17 protein-coding genes and 1 pseudogene are annotated in these 19,004 nt (G+C 37.8%); 9 read left to right on the top strand and 9 right to left on the bottom strand.

The features are described from left to right. Window positions 1-929 precede the first annotated feature (929 nt). Entirely contained in the window at window positions 930-1,160 is a 231-nt protein-coding gene (locus tag L6N96_03230; GenBank protein ID MCP8323175.1) for an Lrp/AsnC ligand binding domain-containing protein, read from the top strand. Between the two features lie 84 nt (window positions 1,161-1,244). After that, a complete protein-coding gene (tfb, locus tag L6N96_03235; protein MCP8323176.1) occupies window positions 1,245-2,207 on the top strand; it encodes a transcription initiation factor IIB in 963 nt (320 codons plus the stop codon). Between the two features lie 172 nt (window positions 2,208-2,379). Here tfb and mobB read toward each other — a convergent pair whose 3' ends face one another. Further along, entirely contained in the window at window positions 2,380-2,913 is a 534-nt protein-coding gene (mobB, locus tag L6N96_03240; protein ID MCP8323177.1) for a molybdopterin-guanine dinucleotide biosynthesis protein B, read from the bottom strand. A 136-nt stretch (window positions 2,914-3,049) separates the two neighbouring features. Between mobB and L6N96_03245 the strand changes: the two genes are divergently transcribed. Then, window positions 3,050-4,180: a hypothetical protein gene (locus tag L6N96_03245; GenBank protein ID MCP8323178.1), complete on the top strand. Its 1,131-nt coding sequence runs from the start codon at window positions 3,050-3,052 to the stop codon at window positions 4,178-4,180. Between the two features lie 159 nt (window positions 4,181-4,339). After that, complete coding sequence (locus L6N96_03250; GenBank protein MCP8323179.1) at window positions 4,340-5,974, top strand: methylamine methyltransferase corrinoid protein reductive activase; 1,635 nt, start codon at window positions 4,340-4,342, stop codon at window positions 5,972-5,974. 40 nt (window positions 5,975-6,014) lie between these two features. Here the strand turns inward: L6N96_03250 and pylB are convergent, their stop codons facing one another. The 5 genes from pylB to L6N96_03275 form a co-directional block, all read right to left on the bottom strand. Then, window positions 6,015-7,079 (bottom strand): methylornithine synthase PylB, encoded by a 1,065-nt coding sequence (gene pylB, locus L6N96_03255; GenBank protein ID MCP8323180.1) that lies wholly within the window; start codon window positions 7,077-7,079, stop codon window positions 6,015-6,017. Between the two features lie 45 nt (window positions 7,080-7,124). Continuing rightward, the gene (locus L6N96_03260) at window positions 7,125-7,952 is read right to left on the bottom strand and encodes a hypothetical protein (GenBank protein MCP8323181.1); all 828 of its coding nucleotides are present in this window, start codon (window positions 7,950-7,952) and stop codon (window positions 7,125-7,127) included. A gap of 93 nt (window positions 7,953-8,045) precedes the next feature. Next, a complete protein-coding gene (gene pylD, locus L6N96_03265; GenBank protein ID MCP8323182.1) occupies window positions 8,046-8,861 on the bottom strand; it encodes a 3-methylornithyl-N6-L-lysine dehydrogenase PylD in 816 nt (271 codons plus the stop codon). 12 nt (window positions 8,862-8,873) lie between these two features. Next, on the bottom strand, window positions 8,874-10,040 hold the full coding sequence (gene pylC, locus L6N96_03270) for a 3-methylornithine--L-lysine ligase PylC (GenBank protein ID MCP8323183.1): 1,167 nt from the start codon (window positions 10,038-10,040) through the stop codon (window positions 8,874-8,876). A 351-nt stretch (window positions 10,041-10,391) separates the two neighbouring features. Continuing rightward, window positions 10,392-11,582 carry a CBS domain-containing protein gene (locus tag L6N96_03275; GenBank protein ID MCP8323184.1) on the bottom strand — a complete coding sequence of 397 codons (1,191 nt, stop codon included), beginning with the start codon at window positions 11,580-11,582 and terminating at the stop codon, window positions 10,392-10,394. A 124-nt stretch (window positions 11,583-11,706) separates the two neighbouring features. On the opposite strand from L6N96_03275, the gene L6N96_03280 reads away from it, so the two are divergent. After that, window positions 11,707-12,432 carry a hypothetical protein gene (locus L6N96_03280; protein MCP8323185.1) on the top strand — a complete coding sequence of 242 codons (726 nt, stop codon included), beginning with the start codon at window positions 11,707-11,709 and terminating at the stop codon, window positions 12,430-12,432. Window positions 12,433-12,506: 74 nt separating this feature from the next. Here the strand turns inward: L6N96_03280 and L6N96_03285 are convergent, their stop codons facing one another. From L6N96_03285 to L6N96_03295, 3 genes are all read right to left on the bottom strand, one after another. After that, window positions 12,507-12,782, bottom strand: coding sequence for a hypothetical protein (locus L6N96_03285; protein ID MCP8323186.1), 276 nt, complete (start codon window positions 12,780-12,782; stop codon window positions 12,507-12,509). Window positions 12,783-12,850: 68 nt separating this feature from the next. Beyond that, window positions 12,851-13,126, bottom strand: a complete 276-nt coding sequence (locus L6N96_03290; GenBank protein ID MCP8323187.1) for a hypothetical protein — start codon at window positions 13,124-13,126, stop codon at window positions 12,851-12,853. A gap of 11 nt (window positions 13,127-13,137) precedes the next feature. After that, window positions 13,138-13,488 (bottom strand): zinc-ribbon domain-containing protein, encoded by a 351-nt coding sequence (locus L6N96_03295; GenBank protein MCP8323188.1) that lies wholly within the window; start codon window positions 13,486-13,488, stop codon window positions 13,138-13,140. A gap of 297 nt (window positions 13,489-13,785) precedes the next feature. On the opposite strand from L6N96_03295, the gene L6N96_03300 reads away from it, so the two are divergent. From L6N96_03300 to L6N96_03315, 4 genes and pseudogenes are all read left to right on the top strand, one after another. Continuing rightward, window positions 13,786-14,415, top strand: coding sequence for a cobalamin-dependent protein (locus L6N96_03300; protein ID MCP8323189.1), 630 nt, complete (start codon window positions 13,786-13,788; stop codon window positions 14,413-14,415). Window positions 14,416-14,438: 23 nt separating this feature from the next. Next, window positions 14,439-15,860 (top strand): annotated as a pseudogene (locus L6N96_03305) (monomethylamine:corrinoid methyltransferase). 145 nt (window positions 15,861-16,005) lie between these two features. After that, window positions 16,006-17,061 carry an AAA family ATPase gene (locus L6N96_03310; GenBank protein MCP8323190.1) on the top strand — a complete coding sequence of 352 codons (1,056 nt, stop codon included), beginning with the start codon at window positions 16,006-16,008 and terminating at the stop codon, window positions 17,059-17,061. A 13-nt stretch (window positions 17,062-17,074) separates the two neighbouring features. After that, window positions 17,075-18,823: a VWA domain-containing protein gene (locus L6N96_03315; protein MCP8323191.1), complete on the top strand. Its 1,749-nt coding sequence runs from the start codon at window positions 17,075-17,077 to the stop codon at window positions 18,821-18,823. Window positions 18,824-19,004: the final 181 nt, after the last annotated feature.

Here is a 19,004-nt window from a genome sequence, read left to right on the forward strand (position 1 = left end):
TTCTTTTTTTTCATAACCTTCTACTTTGTATCTCAGCCAATCTCAGATCAGCTCAGATAATTTCCCGTGCTCGAAGAGAAATATCCTGTCTAAATCTTCTTTCAACTTGTCTTAGATTTTTGCATGCTGAACTAAAACATAACATGTTTTTGATATTGTAATGCGCCCGTATTATACTGTAATGCAAATTAATGAATTTATGCTATGTTTTTTGGGTATTTGTAAGTCGTGCGCATTACAAGTGATTTATGAGCTAAACTATCAAGTTAAGGGAGTTGCCGTAATATGATTACCGATTTTTAAGGATTTTATAACAGCTTATCATATCCTTAAAGATCCCAATTTACGGTCTGGAGCATACCTAAATTTTAATTCAAAGTATTTTATACCTCTGTTTCTACATGTTTTCCTTAAAATAATTAAGAAAATATTAAGAATCTTATTTAGGAATTGACAAGGAAATTTTTGGCCAAAAATAGGAACTGAAACATTTCTTAAAAATTCCTTATTTTTCCTTGTTAGGAATCCTAAAAAATGGGCTAGGAATGACGCTCAGGGTTATTGATCTGATACCTGGATCCAGTCATCATTGTCGGTATTTTGCGATTTTTAGTTTCCTATCGTTCCTTATTTTTCCTTGATTTTTCCTAGATTTCCTTATTTTGAAAAAGTGTACACTATATATAGTATACAGTATATGTAAAAGGTCAAGGACTTAAGAAAGCGATAGAACCTAAAGATTCGGAAATCCTTGATGAATAAGATCGGTATTAAGAGGATTTTAAATATAAAGCTAACTAGATTAAATTATGATGTTTATTTCTTATTTCTGTTAATCTAAGTGTAAAATGAATTTAAAATGCAATAAAATATTGTTTGATAACTCTGACAAATTTATTAAGAACAAAGTAGTCATCTATAGTATGGCCATGGCATATATATTGATAAATGTAGACCTTGGAACAGAAAAATATATACTGAAAGAAATTGAAAAGATCGAAAATGTAAAGGAAGCTCATTTTGTTTACGGTGTCTATGATATAATAGCTAAGGTTGAAGCTGATTCGATAGATAAGGTAAAGGAAATCATAACTATGAAGATTAGACGCTTAGAGAATATAAAGTCGACACTTACAATGATGGTAATGGAAATTACATAACAATATTTCTTATAATGTGATCATATCTTTGTATAACATATTGTTAACATTTAATTATCATCAATTATAAATAAATATAATTGAATGATAACTTCCTCAAAAAAAAGATTTGTCGAATATTCTGAGCGTTGTCCTAAATGTGGAAAAGGGCCTCCAATAGAGGATTATATATGCGGTGAAATTCTTTGTAGTAGTTGTGGATACATCATTAAAGAAAGTGAAATAGACATTTATCCAGAATGGAGAGCCTTTACAAAAGAGGAAAGGGAAGCAAAAGCAAGGGTTGGCATACCTTTGTCCTTAGCTGTATTTGATAAATGTTTAGCAACAATGCTTGATGATAGTAGAAGAGATGCATCTGGTAGGAGACTTACACATCAAGAGAGAGTAATAGCCCAAAGAATGAAAAAGTGGGATATCAGAAGTCAGATGGAAATGTCTTCTCATAGAAACCTTAAACGAGCTCTAACCGAACTAGATAAATCGGCCGACAAGTTAAAAGTAAGCAATAATGTTGTTGAGAGGGCAGCTTATATTTACAGAAAAGCTCTGAAAAAGAATCTTGTGAGAGGCCGCTCAATCTTATCTATCATTACCGCTTCTTTGTATGCGGCATGCAGAGAGACCGATACGCCTAGAACCTTGAATGATGTAATCGAAGCTAGTGGAGTTGAAAAGAAAGATGTTGCCAGAAGTTATAGACTTCTCCATAGAGAATTAAAGTTAAAGATGCCTGTTGTAGATTCACTGAAATATGTATCAAAAATCGCCAACAAAGCCACAATCCCTGAGAGGACCAGTAGGAAAGCTTTACAAATTCTTAAGGAAGCAAAAAGAACTAAAATATCAGCTGGAAAAGACCCCATAGGACTGGCAGCATCAGCATTGTATATCGCTTGTCTTCTTGACGGAAGAGCTAGAACTCAAAAAGAAATTGCTAAAGCGGCTGGTGTTACAGAAGTTACAATAAGAAATCGTTATAAAAGCCTGAGGGAGGGCATTAGATCTACAGAGACAACAGAATTAGAAAGACTAACTATCAGATAGCTTATTAGATATCAAAAGGGTCGATGATAAATAGAACTTATATTTACTAAATGACATCGATTTTAAGCGAAATCCTTGAAATGTTTTTCAAGGTTATAGAATAAATCAAGTTTGATCCCTTGATTTTATTTTGGATAGACCAATCAAATAAAAATGGCTATGGGCTATATCTTCATATTAAATGATTTTTGACAATCTGGATGAGTTTATTTCCCTCAATATTCAAATCTATTATTGGAACTCCTAAATTGCGAAGTTTTGGGTTAATTTTTGCAACTTTCCCAGTAATTGCCACTACTGGCGGAATCATATCTTTCATGATTTTTTCCAAGTCTTCCTCATCCTTGGCCGTAATAATCTTGCAAATATCACCCCTTTCAGCTGTAATGGAACGGAATCCTTCGATGAATATGATGTCGAGCCCTTCTTCTTCCAAATTTTTAACCATTTCTTCTAACTTGATTTTCGGAACTCCCTTTTTTATTATAGCTACTTCTCTTGAAGCAACAAGAACGATCACTTTCGCGCCAGCTTGAGCATATCTCCATGTATCTTTGCCCTCAATGTCAATAGTAAAATCTGGCTTATGGACATGCTTAACCGAACCTACTTTGAAACCTTCATTTTTAAAGTTAGAGATAAGATACTCTATTGTCGAGGTCTTTCCAGAATCTTTACTTCCTATTACAGCGACTACTTTTACCATTTTTAATCACTAACTCGTTTTTCCAAATGGGATAACTACATAAGCAGAATCGTAATATTCATCTGAAAAAACTAAATAATTGGAATAACCTTTAGATATAAAAATATCTGTATTAAATTTGGGAGGATCGGAGTCAGTGCCCAGAATAAAATCTTATGATGTTGGAAGTATGCCTTTCTTTGGGAACTTTGATAAGCTCTCGAGAGGCGCTGTTAGCTTCAATTCACTCCTATCACTGCTTTATGAGACAGATCATCCTTTATCTGAACCCACTAAATATTTTGAGAAAGAAATCATCAGAGTTATCTTAGACAAGCTTAAAGAAGGGATACTTGTCCCTAATTATCCACAATTAAGAGATATGAATCTGATGTTCCTAGATTCGATTGATGGTATCCAGAAGACTGAGGACGGTTGGATTGTAGTCGAAAATTTATCTGTAGTACTTGAAAAAACGAAGATCCCCGAGGTTCAAGTAATTAAAAGGAATTCACGATATATTTATGAAAAAATAGGCTATCCTTTCAAGATCAAGATTTGTATCACTGGTCCGTATACCTTATCATCCCTCTTTGTTGATCGAAGGGTAAATATTTTTCATGATTTGAGTGAGATTCTCTCAAAGTTTGTCTCAAATAACATTTTTAAAGATAAATATTCAACTGTAGAGCTAGTCGCAATCGATGAGCCAGCCTTTGGGTTTATAAGTGACTCATTAATAGATTATGGTACTGAAGGAAGAGAAGAACTTCTTAAGGCTTGGGAAAGGATTTCCCATAAGGTAATTTCGGAGGGACTACGCTCGTGTATCCACCTTCACAATACAGTAGATGAGTTATTTTGGGAGATAGACTCGTTAAACGTTATTGAGTCCCATGTCGATGACCCAATCTATAAATCAAAAAGAACAAAACAACTTCTTGAAAAGAAAGATAAGTTCTTGAAAGCGAGCATATGCATCACAGATTTTGATAGGCTTATTAGAGAGAAATTGTCGACTTCAGTTGATAGAAAAGATGACGGATCTACTTTGATGGAAAAAGTTGGAAAAACTTGGGTTGAAATAAAGCAAGGAATGCGTGACCCAAAAGAATTTCTTGAAACTGAACATACCATGAAAAGAAGATTGACTGAGATGATAACTAATTATGGTATTGAGAGAGTTTTATACGCTGGTCCTGAATGCGGTATGAAGAGCTTTCCATCATATGAGTGTGCATTAGAATGTCTGAGACGAGTATCTAAAGTACTAAATAACATAAAATAATTAGAACGATTCTTTTGAAACATGACTACAGATTCTATAAAACGATTTTATAATAATTGTTTTTAACTTTTTTACATTCTAGTAATTTATGACTTACAACTTTATTTAGTTCAATTTATATATATCAGTACTTTTGAGGTAAAACATGATGTGGTAAATATGAGCTTGGTCATAGGTGTCGATATAGGAACAAGTGGAATAAGAGCTCAAGCGATAGAACTAGAAAGTAAGAAAGTTCTCTCAACAGCTATAACCTTACGACATCCTTTGCCCGGAGGTAACGTTATGGATCACTTAGATTTTTGCATGAGCAATGGTTTAGAAGTTGGGCATAAGATCGTTGTCCGAGCCGTTGAGAACGTCCTTCTCAGTCTCGATGTAGACCTTAAAAAAGTCGAGAGAATGGCTTTTAGTGGAAACCCGATACAGTTATCGATATTCCAAGGGATAGAGATAAGGGATTTGGCTTATGCGGGTGACGCTGCGCTTGAAGCTATCGGTCTCTCTAGAATTGAGAGAAAGGGTAAAGTAGTAAATGCAGATAAAGTAGGTTTGGAAATCTTAAACCCTAAGGTCGAGGTGTGCATCCCCCCTGCTGTTATTCATATGATAGGTGCCGATGCAATAGCCATGATCTTTAAGTCTGGTCTATTGGATAAAAAAGAAATAGCTCTGGTCACAGATTATGGGACTAATGCTGAAATAGGTTTAATGGTAGATGACGAAATCTACACGGGTTCTGCTGCAGCGGGTCCAGCGATAGAAGGTCAGGAAATCGAAATGGGTATGCTCGCATCTCCCGGAGCAATCTCAGACGTTAATTCATACGATGGCGGTCTTCAAATTACAGTGCTAGACAATGAGATGATTGGGCATCAATCATACCTTGTAGATGCGATAGATGGAAAGATGGTTAAGAAATACGACTCTTACCTTCATCCGAGAGGAATCACTGGGACAGGAACGATAGCTGTAGTTTACACAGGAATGCAAAATGATTTGATCCGCTTACCACATATCTCAACGCAAGATAAGAGAATTCGGTTATTAGGTGACGATATCTACTTCACCGAAGAGGATTTGACCGAGGCTGGTAAGGCTTTTGGAGCTTTCAGAGCAGGTCACTTGACACTTGTAAACCATCTGGGTTTATCGATTAAGGATATCGAATCTGCATACATGGCAGGTGCAGGAGGCACGTATGTTGATGCTTTTAAAGCCCAGGGTGTCGGCCTAGTCCCTCCAACTGTAAAAAATATTTACCAAGTAGGCAATACATCTCTTGCTTTTGCATGTGATATAGCCAAGGATATTGAAGTACTTGAAAAAGCTCAGGAGATCGCTGAGCAGCTAAAGCGCACTCATGTTATGTTCCCATTAGAACAAGACTTTAAGAATGCATACATAGTTGAGCTTGGTTTCTGGAGCGGTATGCCAATGGATCAGTACCGTCACTTCCTTAAGCATTACAAATTACCTGAATACCCTGAAAGAGAATTTGCGCCGAAAATACACAGAATCGTAATAAGGGATATACCGGTTCTAGGGGAGAAGGGACTTCATGTAGTTAGGGAAACAGGTACTATATTGGCACAAGAATTTGAAGGTTGTACGGGATGCAAATCATGCGAATATGCGTGTCCAGAAGAAGCACTCGAAGTTTTAGATGAAGACGATAAATTCAGGATAGTTATTCGAACTGATTTATGTATCGGCATCTCTTGTAAGAGATGTGAGAGAGAGTGTCCTGAAAAAGTATTCGAATTCTCTAAACTTAAATTAGAAGAAAAGTGAGCTATTGAAGGCTTTACAGGAGCACCAAATTCGTCTATAACTATTCCCGTTTTATTTCTAATTTTTCACGTTGCTCCTTAACCCACTTTGCATACTCTTTCTGCGAGGCAAGTCGAAAATTTAACTGTTCCATATATGGCTTTATGCCATCCCTAGTCCGAATGCCGCTATCTACACCTAGATCTGCTTGTGCTACACCAACAAGCCCCGTCCTTGGAGGAATCAAAGAAGTTACTACATTCGCTCCAGCGATAAGGCGTAATTGAAGCCCCTTAATACCATCTACATCGAATGATGAAGGAATGAGTTTATCGGGATTGGTTAACCTCATCAAAGCTATAACTTTCATCTCATTCAATAGAGGTGGCGGCGGGATATTCTCCATCGGAGTGTTAGGCTGAGGGATAAAACCCATCTCGCGAACTTGATGAGCTCCAATACTTTTCATTGAGAAGATCGATTCTACCCAATCACTTTCGGTCTCACCAACTCCTAAAAGCATACCATCTTCAATCAACATACCCTCACTCTTCGCCCAAAGCTTTACCTTTACACGATAGTCGAAGTCTTGGTATAATCTAAGATTGCGATATAATTCACGGTTGTATGTCTCTTGATAAACAGCAAACCAGTCCGCTCCAACCTTTCCAAACGCTTTTATTCCGTCTCTACAAATTGCACCAGGCGAGACCATTATGGGAAGTCCTGTAGCATCCTTTATTGTCTTGACAATCTTCTCGACCAGATGCCACCCGTCACCCTGATCGTAAATAAGAGGGTCTTCACTCATCGTCAAATCAATCAAATTTATCCCCGACTCCATTATCTCCTTAGAGTAATCGAGAATTTCATCCATGGATTTCCTATACCTTATCGCTTTATTGTTTGGTTTTCTATAGGCGCAGAATGTGCAAGAATTCCTGCAATAAGTAGTGAAGTAGATGAAGCCATAAGTATAAACAAGATTCTTAAAAAACCTCTCACGCAACTCCTGAGCTGCTGAAAATATGGAATAAAGATCGTGAATATCCCTAACATTTGCGAGGTAAAGAACTTCGTTTTTTAAAAGATCTTTGCCATCAAGAGCTTTTTCTAAGATCTCCATGACTTTTCTATCTTTGGGATTAAAATCGAAAAAAGTGATCACCTCTCATATGTTTAAAAAGATACTGTCCAAGTATGTCACACTTCTTACAACAGGCTTTATTCGGTTTAAACCTTTACTCAACATAGCCAATCTTTCCAGACCAAAACCTACACCTGCCCAAGGTTCAGTAATATCCCAATTTTGATCGATAGGTATTGGGCCTATAACAGCAGAAGCGACCTCTATGCCATTGACTAAAATGTCATGAGTCCTCCTGTAAACCATACAAGGCGACTCTTTAATTTCATAATTTGTCAGTCCGACCGAATTCATAACTGCGCTAATCATTTCTTGTAAGATGATAGACGGATCCCCCTCAGGTGCCAGTTCTACGATATTGGCCATTGTAAATTCAGTTGAATGTATCAAACCTTCCTCTTCCTTCCGGAAGCATGGGCCTATCTCGAATATGCGTACAGGCTGTGAGAATCTCCTGATTCTTTTCATTATATAGTAAAGGTTTGGTGCCAGCATAGGCCTTAAGCACAGATTATCCTTTAACCAGATTATTTGCTTCCAAAGCTTGTTGGATTCATCTATGCCCATACGCTTAATGTAAGATTTTGGCATGAGTATTGGAGTATTCACTTCTGTGAACCCTTTTAAGACGACTGCCTCGGCAACTTTCTTTTCAATAACCTTCAAGGACGACCGGCTTTTCATCTTTATTGATTGTTGAACTCGAGTTTTACTGTCACTTACAAGGTTTGATACAAACTTATCAAAGAATGCATCTCGTTCTGAGACTTTCTCAAAAACTCGTTCTAAAAGCTCAGTTGGTGCATTAAGTTCTTTGAGCCGACGCTTTTGAGTAACGGTGAACTCGACCATCTCTCTACACCAGTGTTTTATTTGATGAAACTAGTAACATATATGAGCAGTCTAATCAACTTTCAAGTGTATATTTCAATATTTCGCCTAAAGTCATCCTAGAGCTAGGGCAACCATCGCTACTACACCTAATTGTAAAGGATCGTGAATAAGATTATTCGTAGGAAGTTTTTGTAAAGCAGACTCGGTCAATCCCAGTGGTATTGCCGGTGCGGAGACGATTGTTTCTGAGTTTACAATCTTTTCAGTCATAAGCCCTTGAACAGGTGCGGCCACCAAGATGAGTCTTGTGTATTTGATGGCTTCATCCAGACTATCCATGAAGATCAGATTTCTTTTATACCTTTTTTTCAGCTCTTTTACCTTCTCCTTGTCGATCTCTATAACTATGACCTTTGCTTCTTTTTGGATAAAGTAATCTATAGCCGACAAGCCCACCCGCCCAGCGCCTACGACCACTACAGTCTTGCCTTTCACACCTTGCGCAACTAGTTCTAAAGCAGCCGCATATACTCTTCCAGTAGCGAAGGAGTTGTCGATAACTTTTTTCCGATTGATATTAAACGCTGAAAAAACCAGATCGTCGCCCATGAATACCAAGTCGACATTGTTTGAAAATGCTTCAGCAAAGCCAGCTACATCGGTATTTTGAGTAATAAAGGCATCCATGCCTATATATCTCAATATTGCGACAACGGCATCAACGAAGCCTTCTATGACGCCCAGACCTGCAGTTACGGGGATGACTGCCACCTTGCTTCTTATGATTTCTTGATCTATTTCTTGATCATCTACCAAATACTTTGCTAACTCTATCAAAGACTTGCCTATTTTGGCTTTAAAATCTATGTCATATTCTTCGATGCTATCGGGTATCAATCGGATATCGTCATTAGTTAACCTATCCATGCATCTCATTCTTCATACACCCTTAGGAGATGAATCTAGGAATTTGGTAAGATGGAATTCCGCCATCAATCCTTCTATTGCTTGCATTGACTTTCTCTCCGCTTCTTCAAGTGAAGAAGCCTTTACAATAAGTGTTGCTACTCCCTTAGATTTACCGGAATCTAGGTTTGTTATAGCTTCATCGACTCCAAAGAATTTTTTTTCAATCCTGAGATTTTTTGCATTACTCATCATATGTTCTCCTACAATGGCAAGTTTGTCATTTAAAATATAGATATGTTGGTATATCACAGCGGTCTTTGGCTTAACAGCTACATAAGGAATTTTATTGCTTAAGAAAATATCTACAAGAAGGCTAACCATATTCACACCAGAAGAATGATAAACTACAGTTGGAGTTTGGCTGGGTAACCTTGCATTGATCTCTATCATCGATGGGACATTGGAATCATCCACTATGGCTTGAGCATCCATCAAGCCAGTTAGATTCAGTCTTTTTGCCATCTTCTCACTAATCTCCGTAAAACTCTTTCTCACATCATCACTAACTTGATCTGGTGCAAAAGCGCATTTACAACCGTAAGTTTCATCAAACTTTAACTGTGTTATTTGCAGGGGTAAAGAACTCCCTTCAAGTGCTACAACTTCAAGGGATAATGCTGGACCATCGATGAATTTCTGGATAATAAGCTTTTCATCGATCAATGAAGACCTTTTCAAGGCTTCTTTTAACTGTTCTTTATTATCTGCTTTAAAAACACCTACACTGCCACTCTTCCTCGCAGGTTTTACTATAACTGGGAAACCAGAATTTGGCCATGGTGTTGGATTGGGGATATCTGAATTGATAAAAAACTCTCTTGATTTAACTTTATCAGAAGATATCCAAAAAGCGGGATTATCTTGCATATACGGGATACCTATCTGTATCGACAACTCCTTTAAAAATCTCAGACTCTGTAAATTTTCAGTAGCTGGAAGTATGGCATCTGCAGAATTTAAGACTCTTTTTATAGCACTAACATCATTTAATAAGTCAAAGGTATAAAACTCATCAGCAAGTGATCCTGCAGGGACATCAAAGTCTTTATCAATTAAGATGACTTCGTATCCTGCTTTTTTTGCCAAGTAAGTTGCCTCAGTTCCTTGAAGTCTCCCTCCAACAACACAGATTTTCATAGTTAAATTGCCCCAAATGCTTGCTTTTACGTCTTCAGATAAAATTTAAAAGTTTCTTTGGATTTTTTTTTCATGGGTGTTCTCACCCGCCTCGGGAACCCACTCCTAGACTGATCGCATGATCCGGATGAAAATGGAGTAGAATGCCCCCGAGGCATACGGAAATAAAAAGCTTATGGGAGAATTGGGGCTCTGGCCAGGGGCGGTCAGAGAGGTTCTAGTCCTCTTCAGCCGGGTTCGACTCCCGGGGGCCCCGTTTAAACATATGTATTAGGTTTGATCCTTTCTTCATAATTATGACTGCTGTGTCAAGTTGTTCTTCTAATCTAGTTCGGTAATTTCTATAAGAAATCATATTGAAATTTTTATCAGACCAGGGCAGACTTGGGAATTTAATATTCTCCTTTCTGTTACTATACCTATTAGCGTTCCGTTCTTTGTGATGGCTAACCTTCTTATGTGTTTTTCTTGCATTAGTTTTAACGCATCTGTCAGATCACAATCGTATTCAACGGTCACGATGGGCGTAGACATTATGTCCTTTGCATAAGTCTCATCCGGATTTATTTTAAGCTTAAGAATCTTATTTAATATATCGCTTTCAGTTATAATACCAACAGGTTCTTTACCGCTAGTCACGATCACTGCTCCTATGTCCTGTTCCACTATTTTGTTTACAACAGTAGAGATAGAATCTGAAGTTAAAACGCTAACAGCTGGAGACCTCATGGCACAGCTCAATTTCCTTTCAATCATAGATATCCTTGTTTGCCAATCTATCGAATTAGACCATATCTTTTCGAAGAACGCTACAATTGTGTTGATAAATGGTTTACAATCTGTCCATAGTCCTATATCTTCTCGACGCGTTATGGACCTATCCTCTTTATGTGTTATAAATAGAATGGTTTCCTTCCCGTCTTTTATCACTATGCGTGGGAATAATTTTACTCCGAATTCTACATGTCTTACTTCCATCGACGGATGTGTCTCTATTGTAGAGCGTATTCGTCTGACTGTTGCCATATTTTCTTGTGAGATATTCGTAAGAATTCTGAACCGAGCATTACGCTTAACAATATCGTCGATCAGACCTGCAATTTCTAAGCGCACAATACCTAAAGAAGTTGTCATTATCCAAAATTCGTTATGCATCTCTTCTATCATTTGAGAAATTCTTGAAAAAATTCTATCTCGTCCTTTAAGGAGCATAAACTTCTCAGAAAGAGTTTCAGGCTTTCTAACTTCGATCGACTCCCACATAGATAGTAATCTATCCTTATCCTTCTCCAAATATTCAACTTCATCTTTCTTCGCTTTAATTAGGAGGTTCAGTGCTCTCTCAAATGGAATGGCAGTGAAACGTTTGGGAAATTCAAGAGTAGACTCTACTAAACCCTTCTTCTGCAACTCTTTTAAAATCTGATAAACTTCTGTTCTGTGAATGTTCAATGAAGTTGATAGATGGGATGCTATAAAAGGCCCTGTCTTAGCTAGAAAGAGATAGATCTCTACCTGTCTGTCCGTTAATCCAAAATCCATGAGTATTTTCGATAACAGCTCAGGAGTCAACTCAGGTTATAATTGACCTTGCCAAAATTTAAAGCTGTCTGTCACAAATATGACAGACCAAAACAAAAGAACTCTGTTGTTGGATCAATATTGAATGTACAAGTGTGGATGGGAGAACCATTGGGTGGACATTTATAGTGACACTATGAAGGATTTTATTAGCGCAGTCCTTGTTCCATTGGTAATCTTTGATAAGGGTATAATCGACTTAATTGCCGATTTTGGTTGTGGGCAAAGACCAAAGAGCGATATCATTAATAGAATATTGAAAGCTAAATATAGAATTCTTGTAGATATTGGACTTCCCCAAGAGAAAGATGGAGAAATAGCTGGCAATTCTCTATATGTAAAGGCAGATATGGAAGAATTATTAAAAGAAACAAAGTGTTATGAACAAAAAAGAAGAATTGCAAAGTTCATTGGTTTGGGGGACATCAGCCTAGAAAGAATTGATGAAAAGTTAGAAGAGAAGATCGACATCGCAATTTTCAGTGATATATTCAATTATGTTGATTACAAATTAATTTTGGATAAAATTGGGAAGTATATTGCAAAAGATGGGAGGGTAGTCATCCTTAATAAGCCTGGAAGGGGGTACAAAGAATTCTTTTCTAACAAAGGAGTGAAAAGTAATCACGATTTGATAGATTGCATCAAATTAAAAGGATATTATGACATAGAAAGATGTTTAGATGCTAGACGATCAAGACCAAGTTATGGACCTTGGCGTGAGGTGGAATGGTCCGATCATGAAGATGACAACACATGGATGTTATTGATAGTAAAAAAGAAATCTAAGAAATTTGATTTATTTACTTAGCATTTTAGTTATAGCGGAAGGTACTTTTGATCAATATTCATATTCTTATTCTTATTTAATATCTTAAAGATATGTTAATTTGTTTTAATAATTCTTTGCTCCAACTCCCTCAGTCGATCTAACTTTAGTTCTAAATCTTCAATTCGTTGGTTCCACCATCTTTGCACATATTCAAGTTTTCCTAAAACATCTCTGATTTCTTCTTTCAAGTTTCTTGGCAAGATTCCCTTGACCAAATTCTTCCTTCGCATTTCTGGGTCGCCATTGTCATGATAATCGTCCTTTAGACTGGTTTTGAGTAGGTTTACCAAAATATCGACCTCACGATCGGTCAGGTTTAATGTAGGCATAATTTCTCCTTGATATTAGAGGAAGTCTAATATATATTTTAAAGAATAAGTTATATATAGTCTAGAACTCATTCACATGTTTTAAATTTGGACAGGTCCTCGCCTTTAATCTTACACCCCTTGCATGGTCTCTTTATCCATCCATTTCTAATCCATCTTGCAGCTTTACTACGACGAGAGTTTCTAACAATTATATACTGTCCACACTTGGTAAGTAATTTAACATAGTTTCCAAATTCATTTATCGAAGATACTTTATGTAGTTTGCCTGATCTAGAGATGAAAATACCAAACTCATTAACCAATGAAGATATATTCTGAATTCCCACTGGTTGCTCAGCCAAGATTGATCATTTTATTCTTCCAATTCCTCTAACCATCTATATGGTATTCCTTGATCCGATCTACTCATCATCTCCTGCTTTCCTTTAGGAGTCAAGATGTAGTCCTTCAAAGTTGAGCCCCTTTTAATCAGTCCTTTCTCGACAAGACCATCAGCATAATTTCGGAACATACCAAAACACATCCCACATTCACCCATCATTCTAGTGAAACTAGATCTTCCCTTATGAGATAATAGGATGTACATTATCCTTAACTCCGGAGATGTAAGTTCTGCCTTTTGAGGAGATACACGAGCTCCACAGGCAGGGCAGAATTTCGCATTTTCAGGAATCGGACTACTACATTCAGAACAAAATGGCATTTTTACTCCTCTTTATAGAATAATAAATACTGGTTATTTAATTCTTTGATGTTTTAGGGATTGTAGTTTTGATTTATATGATCAGATATGTACATTAATAAAGGATATAACTATGTTTTAATACTAATTCGGTTGCATTAAAACAATGTTATATTCAAAATTTTTTAATATTTTTTAAATATTTTTACGTATTTTTTTATGTCAACTTTAATTGATAATAACTTTCATAAAAATTTTTATCGAAAACGCTAAGTATTTATAGAGTCTGGTCCCATATATATGCCGGAGGCATTCTAGTTGAGTAAAGAAGTAATGAAAGATTCAGTCATTAAAGGCGATGCAGGAACAGCAAAATCAGAAGCAGGAAAAGCATTGAGTGCTGGCATGTCTGCCAAAGATGCACTTGATGCCCTCGTTTCTGGAATGAATGTTATAGCCAAACAATTCGAAGATGCAGAAATATACCTACCTCAAGTTATGGTAGCTGCAGATGCAATGATCGCGGGTATCGAGGTACTTGAGCCTGAACTTGCCAAGGCTGGAGCCACAGCTTCACCGGGCAAGGTCGTAATAGGAACCGTACAAGGTGATATTCACGACATTGGAAAGACAATAGCAGCAATCATGTTGAGGGGTGCAGGCTTTACAGTATTCGACCTTGGTCGAGACGTACCAATTGGAAATTTCTGGAGTACATGCAAGGAGAACGATTGTCAAATCGTGGCAGTCTCAGCCCTGATGTCAGCAACTACTCTTTTCCAGAGGAATGTTGTTGAGGAAGGAAAAGAGGAGGGTCTCTATCCAAAAGTTGGAGTCCTTATCGGCGGTGCATGTACAACCCCCGAATGGGCAGAAGAGATCGGAGCTGTCCTAGCTAACAATGCATCAGAAGGTGTCTACAGAGCAAGGGAGATGGTAGGTGCATAAAAGGAGGTTATGGTGAAAAAAATATGGTACGCAAGAGAAGGGTAACCGCGATAGATGCTTGGTTAAGAAACGCTAAAGGTCCTAAGGCTGACGAGGCTGATTGGGACTTTAAAGTAATTCCAAAGGCATGCCAAGCCGCTGTCGACGCAAGTGGAATTAAGATCGATGAAAAAACATTTGTTCCTGATGCAGATATGGCAGACCGCTGCTACGAAGCAGGTGTGCAGCTGCTTGTAGATACAGGCATGATCTGTATCGATACAAGCCGTATCTTGACAGTAACTGAGGACGAACTTCTTGATGGCATTAAATATGCCACTGAAGAGGTCATGCTAGGTGCTGGCAGAGACGGTACAATGCTAAGGTCAAGGAAAGTTGGAACCGCCAGCTATGCTAAAAAACCTGTGACCCAAGGAGGTCCTACAGGTGCTCCTCTCTCAGAGAAGACAATGGTAGACTTGATGTCAACATATTCCCAAGAGGGAGTCGTTAACACGATCGTCAACGGAGTCTTGAGCAAATTCCAGGGTAATGACGTAATACCAGGTTCTCCACTCGAGATGAAAGCATGCAAAACTGAGCAGCAGTTTATACACCTTGCATGTGCCAATGCCGGCAGACCAGGAATGGGCATTTAGGGTCCTGAGTCCGGCCTAGGCATTGTAAGGAACAGTGCTGACTTCCTATCACCTGAGAACGTCACAGGCGGTCTAAGACCATGTGACAGTCACGAAGTCTCTCAGCTAAACGAGCTTAAGTATGACGTCGACATCCTTAGAGAGATACAGCACATAAAGGATATAGACGCTGTTCTAATGTCCGAGCAAATGCCAATAATCGGTGGCTTCACAGGCACTAGGGAGCAGACTGCAATTGTAGACGTAGCATCCACCACTGCGAGCTTTGGTCTATTGGGCGGCGTTACTTACCACCTGGACGGGCCAATCCACGTAAGGTGGGGAACAACTACAGCAAGGGAGACTATCCAAGTAGCAGGTTGGTGTGGACTCGCTATTGACAGGAACACACCTTACATGCTAGCTAACCAGTACTACACGCTGGCTGGTCCATGCACAGAGATGGTCCTTTTAGAGCTTGCAGCTCAGTCAATGGGTGATACAGCTTCTGGAAGGGAGCTAGAATCAGGTGTTGCTGCAGCCAAGGGAGTCGCACTAGACTACACTACTGGTATAGAAGCGAGAGTCATGGGAGAAGTAGCAATAGCAACTACAAAGCTTAATGTACCCAAATCAAACGAAGTGATAAACGCAGTCCTTGCAACAAATGAAGGCGTAGATAGCTACAAGACTGCTCCAAAGGGCAAGACATTCCAACAATGCTATGACGTAAACACAGTCCTTCCAACTGATGAATGGGATGCAGCATACGCGAAGGCTATGAAGACTCTCGAAGGTACTGGTCTACCGCTACAAGGCATCTGGTAAACGAACTAAAAAGAAAAACTCAAACCCCCCCTTTTTTTTTGGGATATTTTAACCAACAATAGCCTAATCATCATTTAGAAATTTTACTTTTGAATAATTAGATTTATATCCTGCGAAATCGCCCAATTATAATTAGGCGATAAAAGTGGGTCAGACGGTCCAGATAGTGCTCCCACCAAAATATGTAGAAAAAAAAATAGTGAACGTAAAAGTATCTCCCATGGGTTACTTTTTAAATGATAATGAAAAAAGATCACTTTTTGGTTTAATTAAAAAAGGAGTTAAAAAAGCATATCTAAATGAAAAATTAGTCGAAGTCACATCTAGCTACAAAGATGTAGATGAGGATAATATGGCCCTTGTCCCCGATATAAGCTATGACGTCCCTGACAACTTGAAATCGATGGTTCCTGCTAACATACCGACATTTTTCGACTTTAAGAATCTCTGGCAGAAGTCTCTTTTTGCACTCCAAGTCATCGGACAAGCAGTACTGATCGGAGAGAAGGGTGTTGGTAAAAACCACCTCTGCTTATCTATGGCCCAAGAATTCTCCCTACCTGTCTATGATATTAGTGGATCAAGAAATCTGACAGAATACGATCTTGTTGGACATTATGAAATGAGATGTAATGAGACCGCATGGGTTAGTGGGCTCTTACCAATCTGGTGTAGACATGGTGGTTTATTGATACTCGACGAGCTCTCATTAGCAAGGTCGAGTGTTCTCGCAAGAATTCACTCTGTTTTCGACTTTCGACGTTACTTGATCATCAAGGAGCACCAGAATGAGAGAGTCGATAGGCATCCACACGCTTTCGCTATAATAACCCTTAACCCACCAAAGGGAGAGTACCTTGGCACACAACATCTTAACATCGCCTTTTTAGATAGATTCCAGATGATTGAAGTACCTGAGTCGTCCTTTGATGAGAAGAAGAAGATCATAAAGATGAGAGGCAAATTACACGATGAAATATTTACTGAAAGTCTCATCGAGATTGCTGAAAAAATAAATGGTGAATATAAGGAGGGTAACTTGCGTGATTTTATCAGCCTCCGGAACCTTATAGATTGTTGCAACCTTATAGCAAATGGTCTCGGCAAAAAAGATGCTGTGGAAATTTCCATAATCAATCGTTTTACCGATGAAGAAGAGAAGACCCGTGTTGAGGAGATCTGCTCAATATTGATTGAATGATGAGTTAATTAGCATGTTAAAACGTAATTTAATACTCGGTAATCTCAACCCACATCTTTTAAGGATAAAGGGCAAAGAGATCGCTAGCATAGTCTGCAAGAAAGACATTTCCATTGAAATATCCGATGATACGGAATATTTATCTGATATTTGGGAGACCGGCAATGAGGATAAAAATAAGATAATCATTGGTACAAAAGTCTTTGATTGTGATCCTATCCAGGCTCTCAGAAACTTTAGGGTACAAGTCGCCCATCAAGCCAGTCACATATATCTATCAGAAATAAAGAAGTGGCAAAGATGGTATAGGATCGATAAACTGCGTTTATTTATAGCAAACTTGATTGAAGACTATCGCTGCAATAACTTTCTAATCAATAGATATCCAGGGCTAAAAAGGGATTTTGCAAGTTATCTAGCATACCATTTTTTACATAATAAAAATATTCAAGATGTTCCTGAAAAACTTAGATTTCTCTTAGCCTTAATTCAATATATCACATTTGGGAGAATTAAAGGCGATCATACTGCTTTAAGTAAAATTCAACTTGAAAATATAGAAAAAGTAAAGAGTATTTTAGAACGTATCAAATGGTCTTATCTTTTCGATGAAGAGCTTGTTCCCTCCGCTGAGCAAATCCATAAATTGATCTCAGTTGAGTTCTTACTTCAACCTCTTTTTGAGTCTTATGAAACCGGCTTGATTTCAGAGAACATCATTTTAGAAGGAAAAAATGCAAGTGACGCTAATAGTAAAGAGTCAATGAGAGAAATTGCAGTATTTAGTAAAAACGTCTTGGGAGAAGAAGATCAGGTTAAAAGCTACGAAGAGCAGATCGTAGATGAATTCGCTGATAGATTCGATGTTCAGCTAGATCCTTCCGAAGTTGAGAAGAGATTGGTGAGAGATCTTTTTGGCATCGATATGGATGATCAACGTATGGTCTTAAAAAATATAAGGGATAAAAAAATAAAGCAGTATTTTTCTAAAGACCCACTTGAAATCTATACATCAAATGAAGACTGGAATTTTTTCTATAAATGTAGGTTGGAAGTTATATCACAAATAAGGAAGATATCCTCGAATTTTCTATTCATTAAACAGGCACAAGATTGGGAAGAGAATTATAGGACAGGGGCGTGCCTATCTCACGACTTTGTTCAACGTCTTTTGAACAAGGATGAACATCTGTTTAAAAGATACATAGAAAAGGAAGCCGATACAAAGTGGCTGATCCTGACCGATGTTAGTAGTAGTGTATTAGCATCGGAGGTTACCGAATTCACCATATTGCTTTCTGAGGTCGCACATATTGCTCTGACCGATTACAACTTCTGCATATGTGCGTTCAGTAACAACTTCTACATAGTTAAAGACTTCAACGAAGGTTATGATAGACTTGTTAAAGCTCGTATAGGTGGTATGTACTCAGGAGGTACCACCAATATCTGTGATAGTATCGAATTCTGTATCAATCGCTTAGATAAATTCCCCTCTGAAACAAAAATATTAATCGTTATAACTGATGGAGAGCCGAATACATGTAAAAAGGGAAATCCTGAGGAACATACAGAAGAAGCAGCCAGAAAAACATTTTTTCACGACATCTTTACGATAGGCATCGGTACACAAAAGAACATCAATGTACATAAATATTTTCCAATACATTTTACCGTTAAATCTTTAAGCGACTTTCCAAAGCTATTCCAGAGCATCTATTCTACGGTATTTGAATATGATAGACCTGTAGCAATGATATAGATAGATGTGTTATTGAACGCCGAATTAAGAACTAAATCAATTTGGTAAAGGAAGGATATATAAATGCTGAAAGATAATTGTTTCTACAATTATCGAACATAAAGATGCAGTGATAAATTATGGATGAGAGTGAAATAGAGAAAAAAGTAAAATCTGCTTTAGAAGGTATAAAGGGAGTGCT

Source organism: Candidatus Methylarchaceae archaeon HK02M2, from assembly GCA_024256165.1.
In the GTDB taxonomy this organism is placed as follows: Archaea; Thermoproteota; Nitrososphaeria; order Nitrososphaerales; family JACAEJ01; genus HK02M2.

Bases quoted from the DNA above. Each gene is read 5' to 3' on its own strand.
- L6N96_03230 (MCP8323175.1), top strand. From the start codon at position 930: ATGGCATATATATTGATAAATGTAGACCTTGGAACAGAAAAATATATA.
- mobB (MCP8323177.1), bottom strand. From the start codon at position 2,913: ATGGTAAAAGTAGTCGCTGTAATAGGAAGTAAAGATTCTGGAAAGACC.
- L6N96_03250 (MCP8323179.1), top strand. From the start codon at position 4,340: ATGAGCTTGGTCATAGGTGTCGATATAGGAACAAGTGGAATAAGAGCT.
- pylC (MCP8323183.1), bottom strand. From the start codon at position 10,040: ATGAAAATCTGTGTTGTTGGAGGGAGACTTCAAGGAACTGAGGCAACT.
- L6N96_03275 (MCP8323184.1), bottom strand. From the start codon at position 11,582: ATGGATTTTGGATTAACGGACAGACAGGTAGAGATCTATCTCTTTCTA.
- L6N96_03295 (MCP8323188.1), bottom strand. From the start codon at position 13,488: ATGCCATTTTGTTCTGAATGTAGTAGTCCGATTCCTGAAAATGCGAAA.
- pylB (MCP8323180.1), bottom strand. From the start codon at position 7,079: ATGGAGATCTTAGAAAAAGCTCTTGATGGCAAAGATCTTTTAAAAAAC.
- L6N96_03285 (MCP8323186.1), bottom strand. From the start codon at position 12,782: ATGCCTACATTAAACCTGACCGATCGTGAGGTCGATATTTTGGTAAAC.
- L6N96_03260 (MCP8323181.1), bottom strand. From the start codon at position 7,952: ATGGTCGAGTTCACCGTTACTCAAAAGCGTCGGCTCAAAGAACTTAAT.
- L6N96_03280 (MCP8323185.1), top strand. From the start codon at position 11,707: ATGTACAAGTGTGGATGGGAGAACCATTGGGTGGACATTTATAGTGAC.
- pylD (MCP8323182.1), bottom strand. From the start codon at position 8,861: ATGGATAGGTTAACTAATGACGATATCCGATTGATACCCGATAGCATC.
- L6N96_03315 (MCP8323191.1), top strand. From the start codon at position 17,075: ATGTTAAAACGTAATTTAATACTCGGTAATCTCAACCCACATCTTTTA.
- tfb (MCP8323176.1), top strand. From the start codon at position 1,245: ATGATAACTTCCTCAAAAAAAAGATTTGTCGAATATTCTGAGCGTTGT.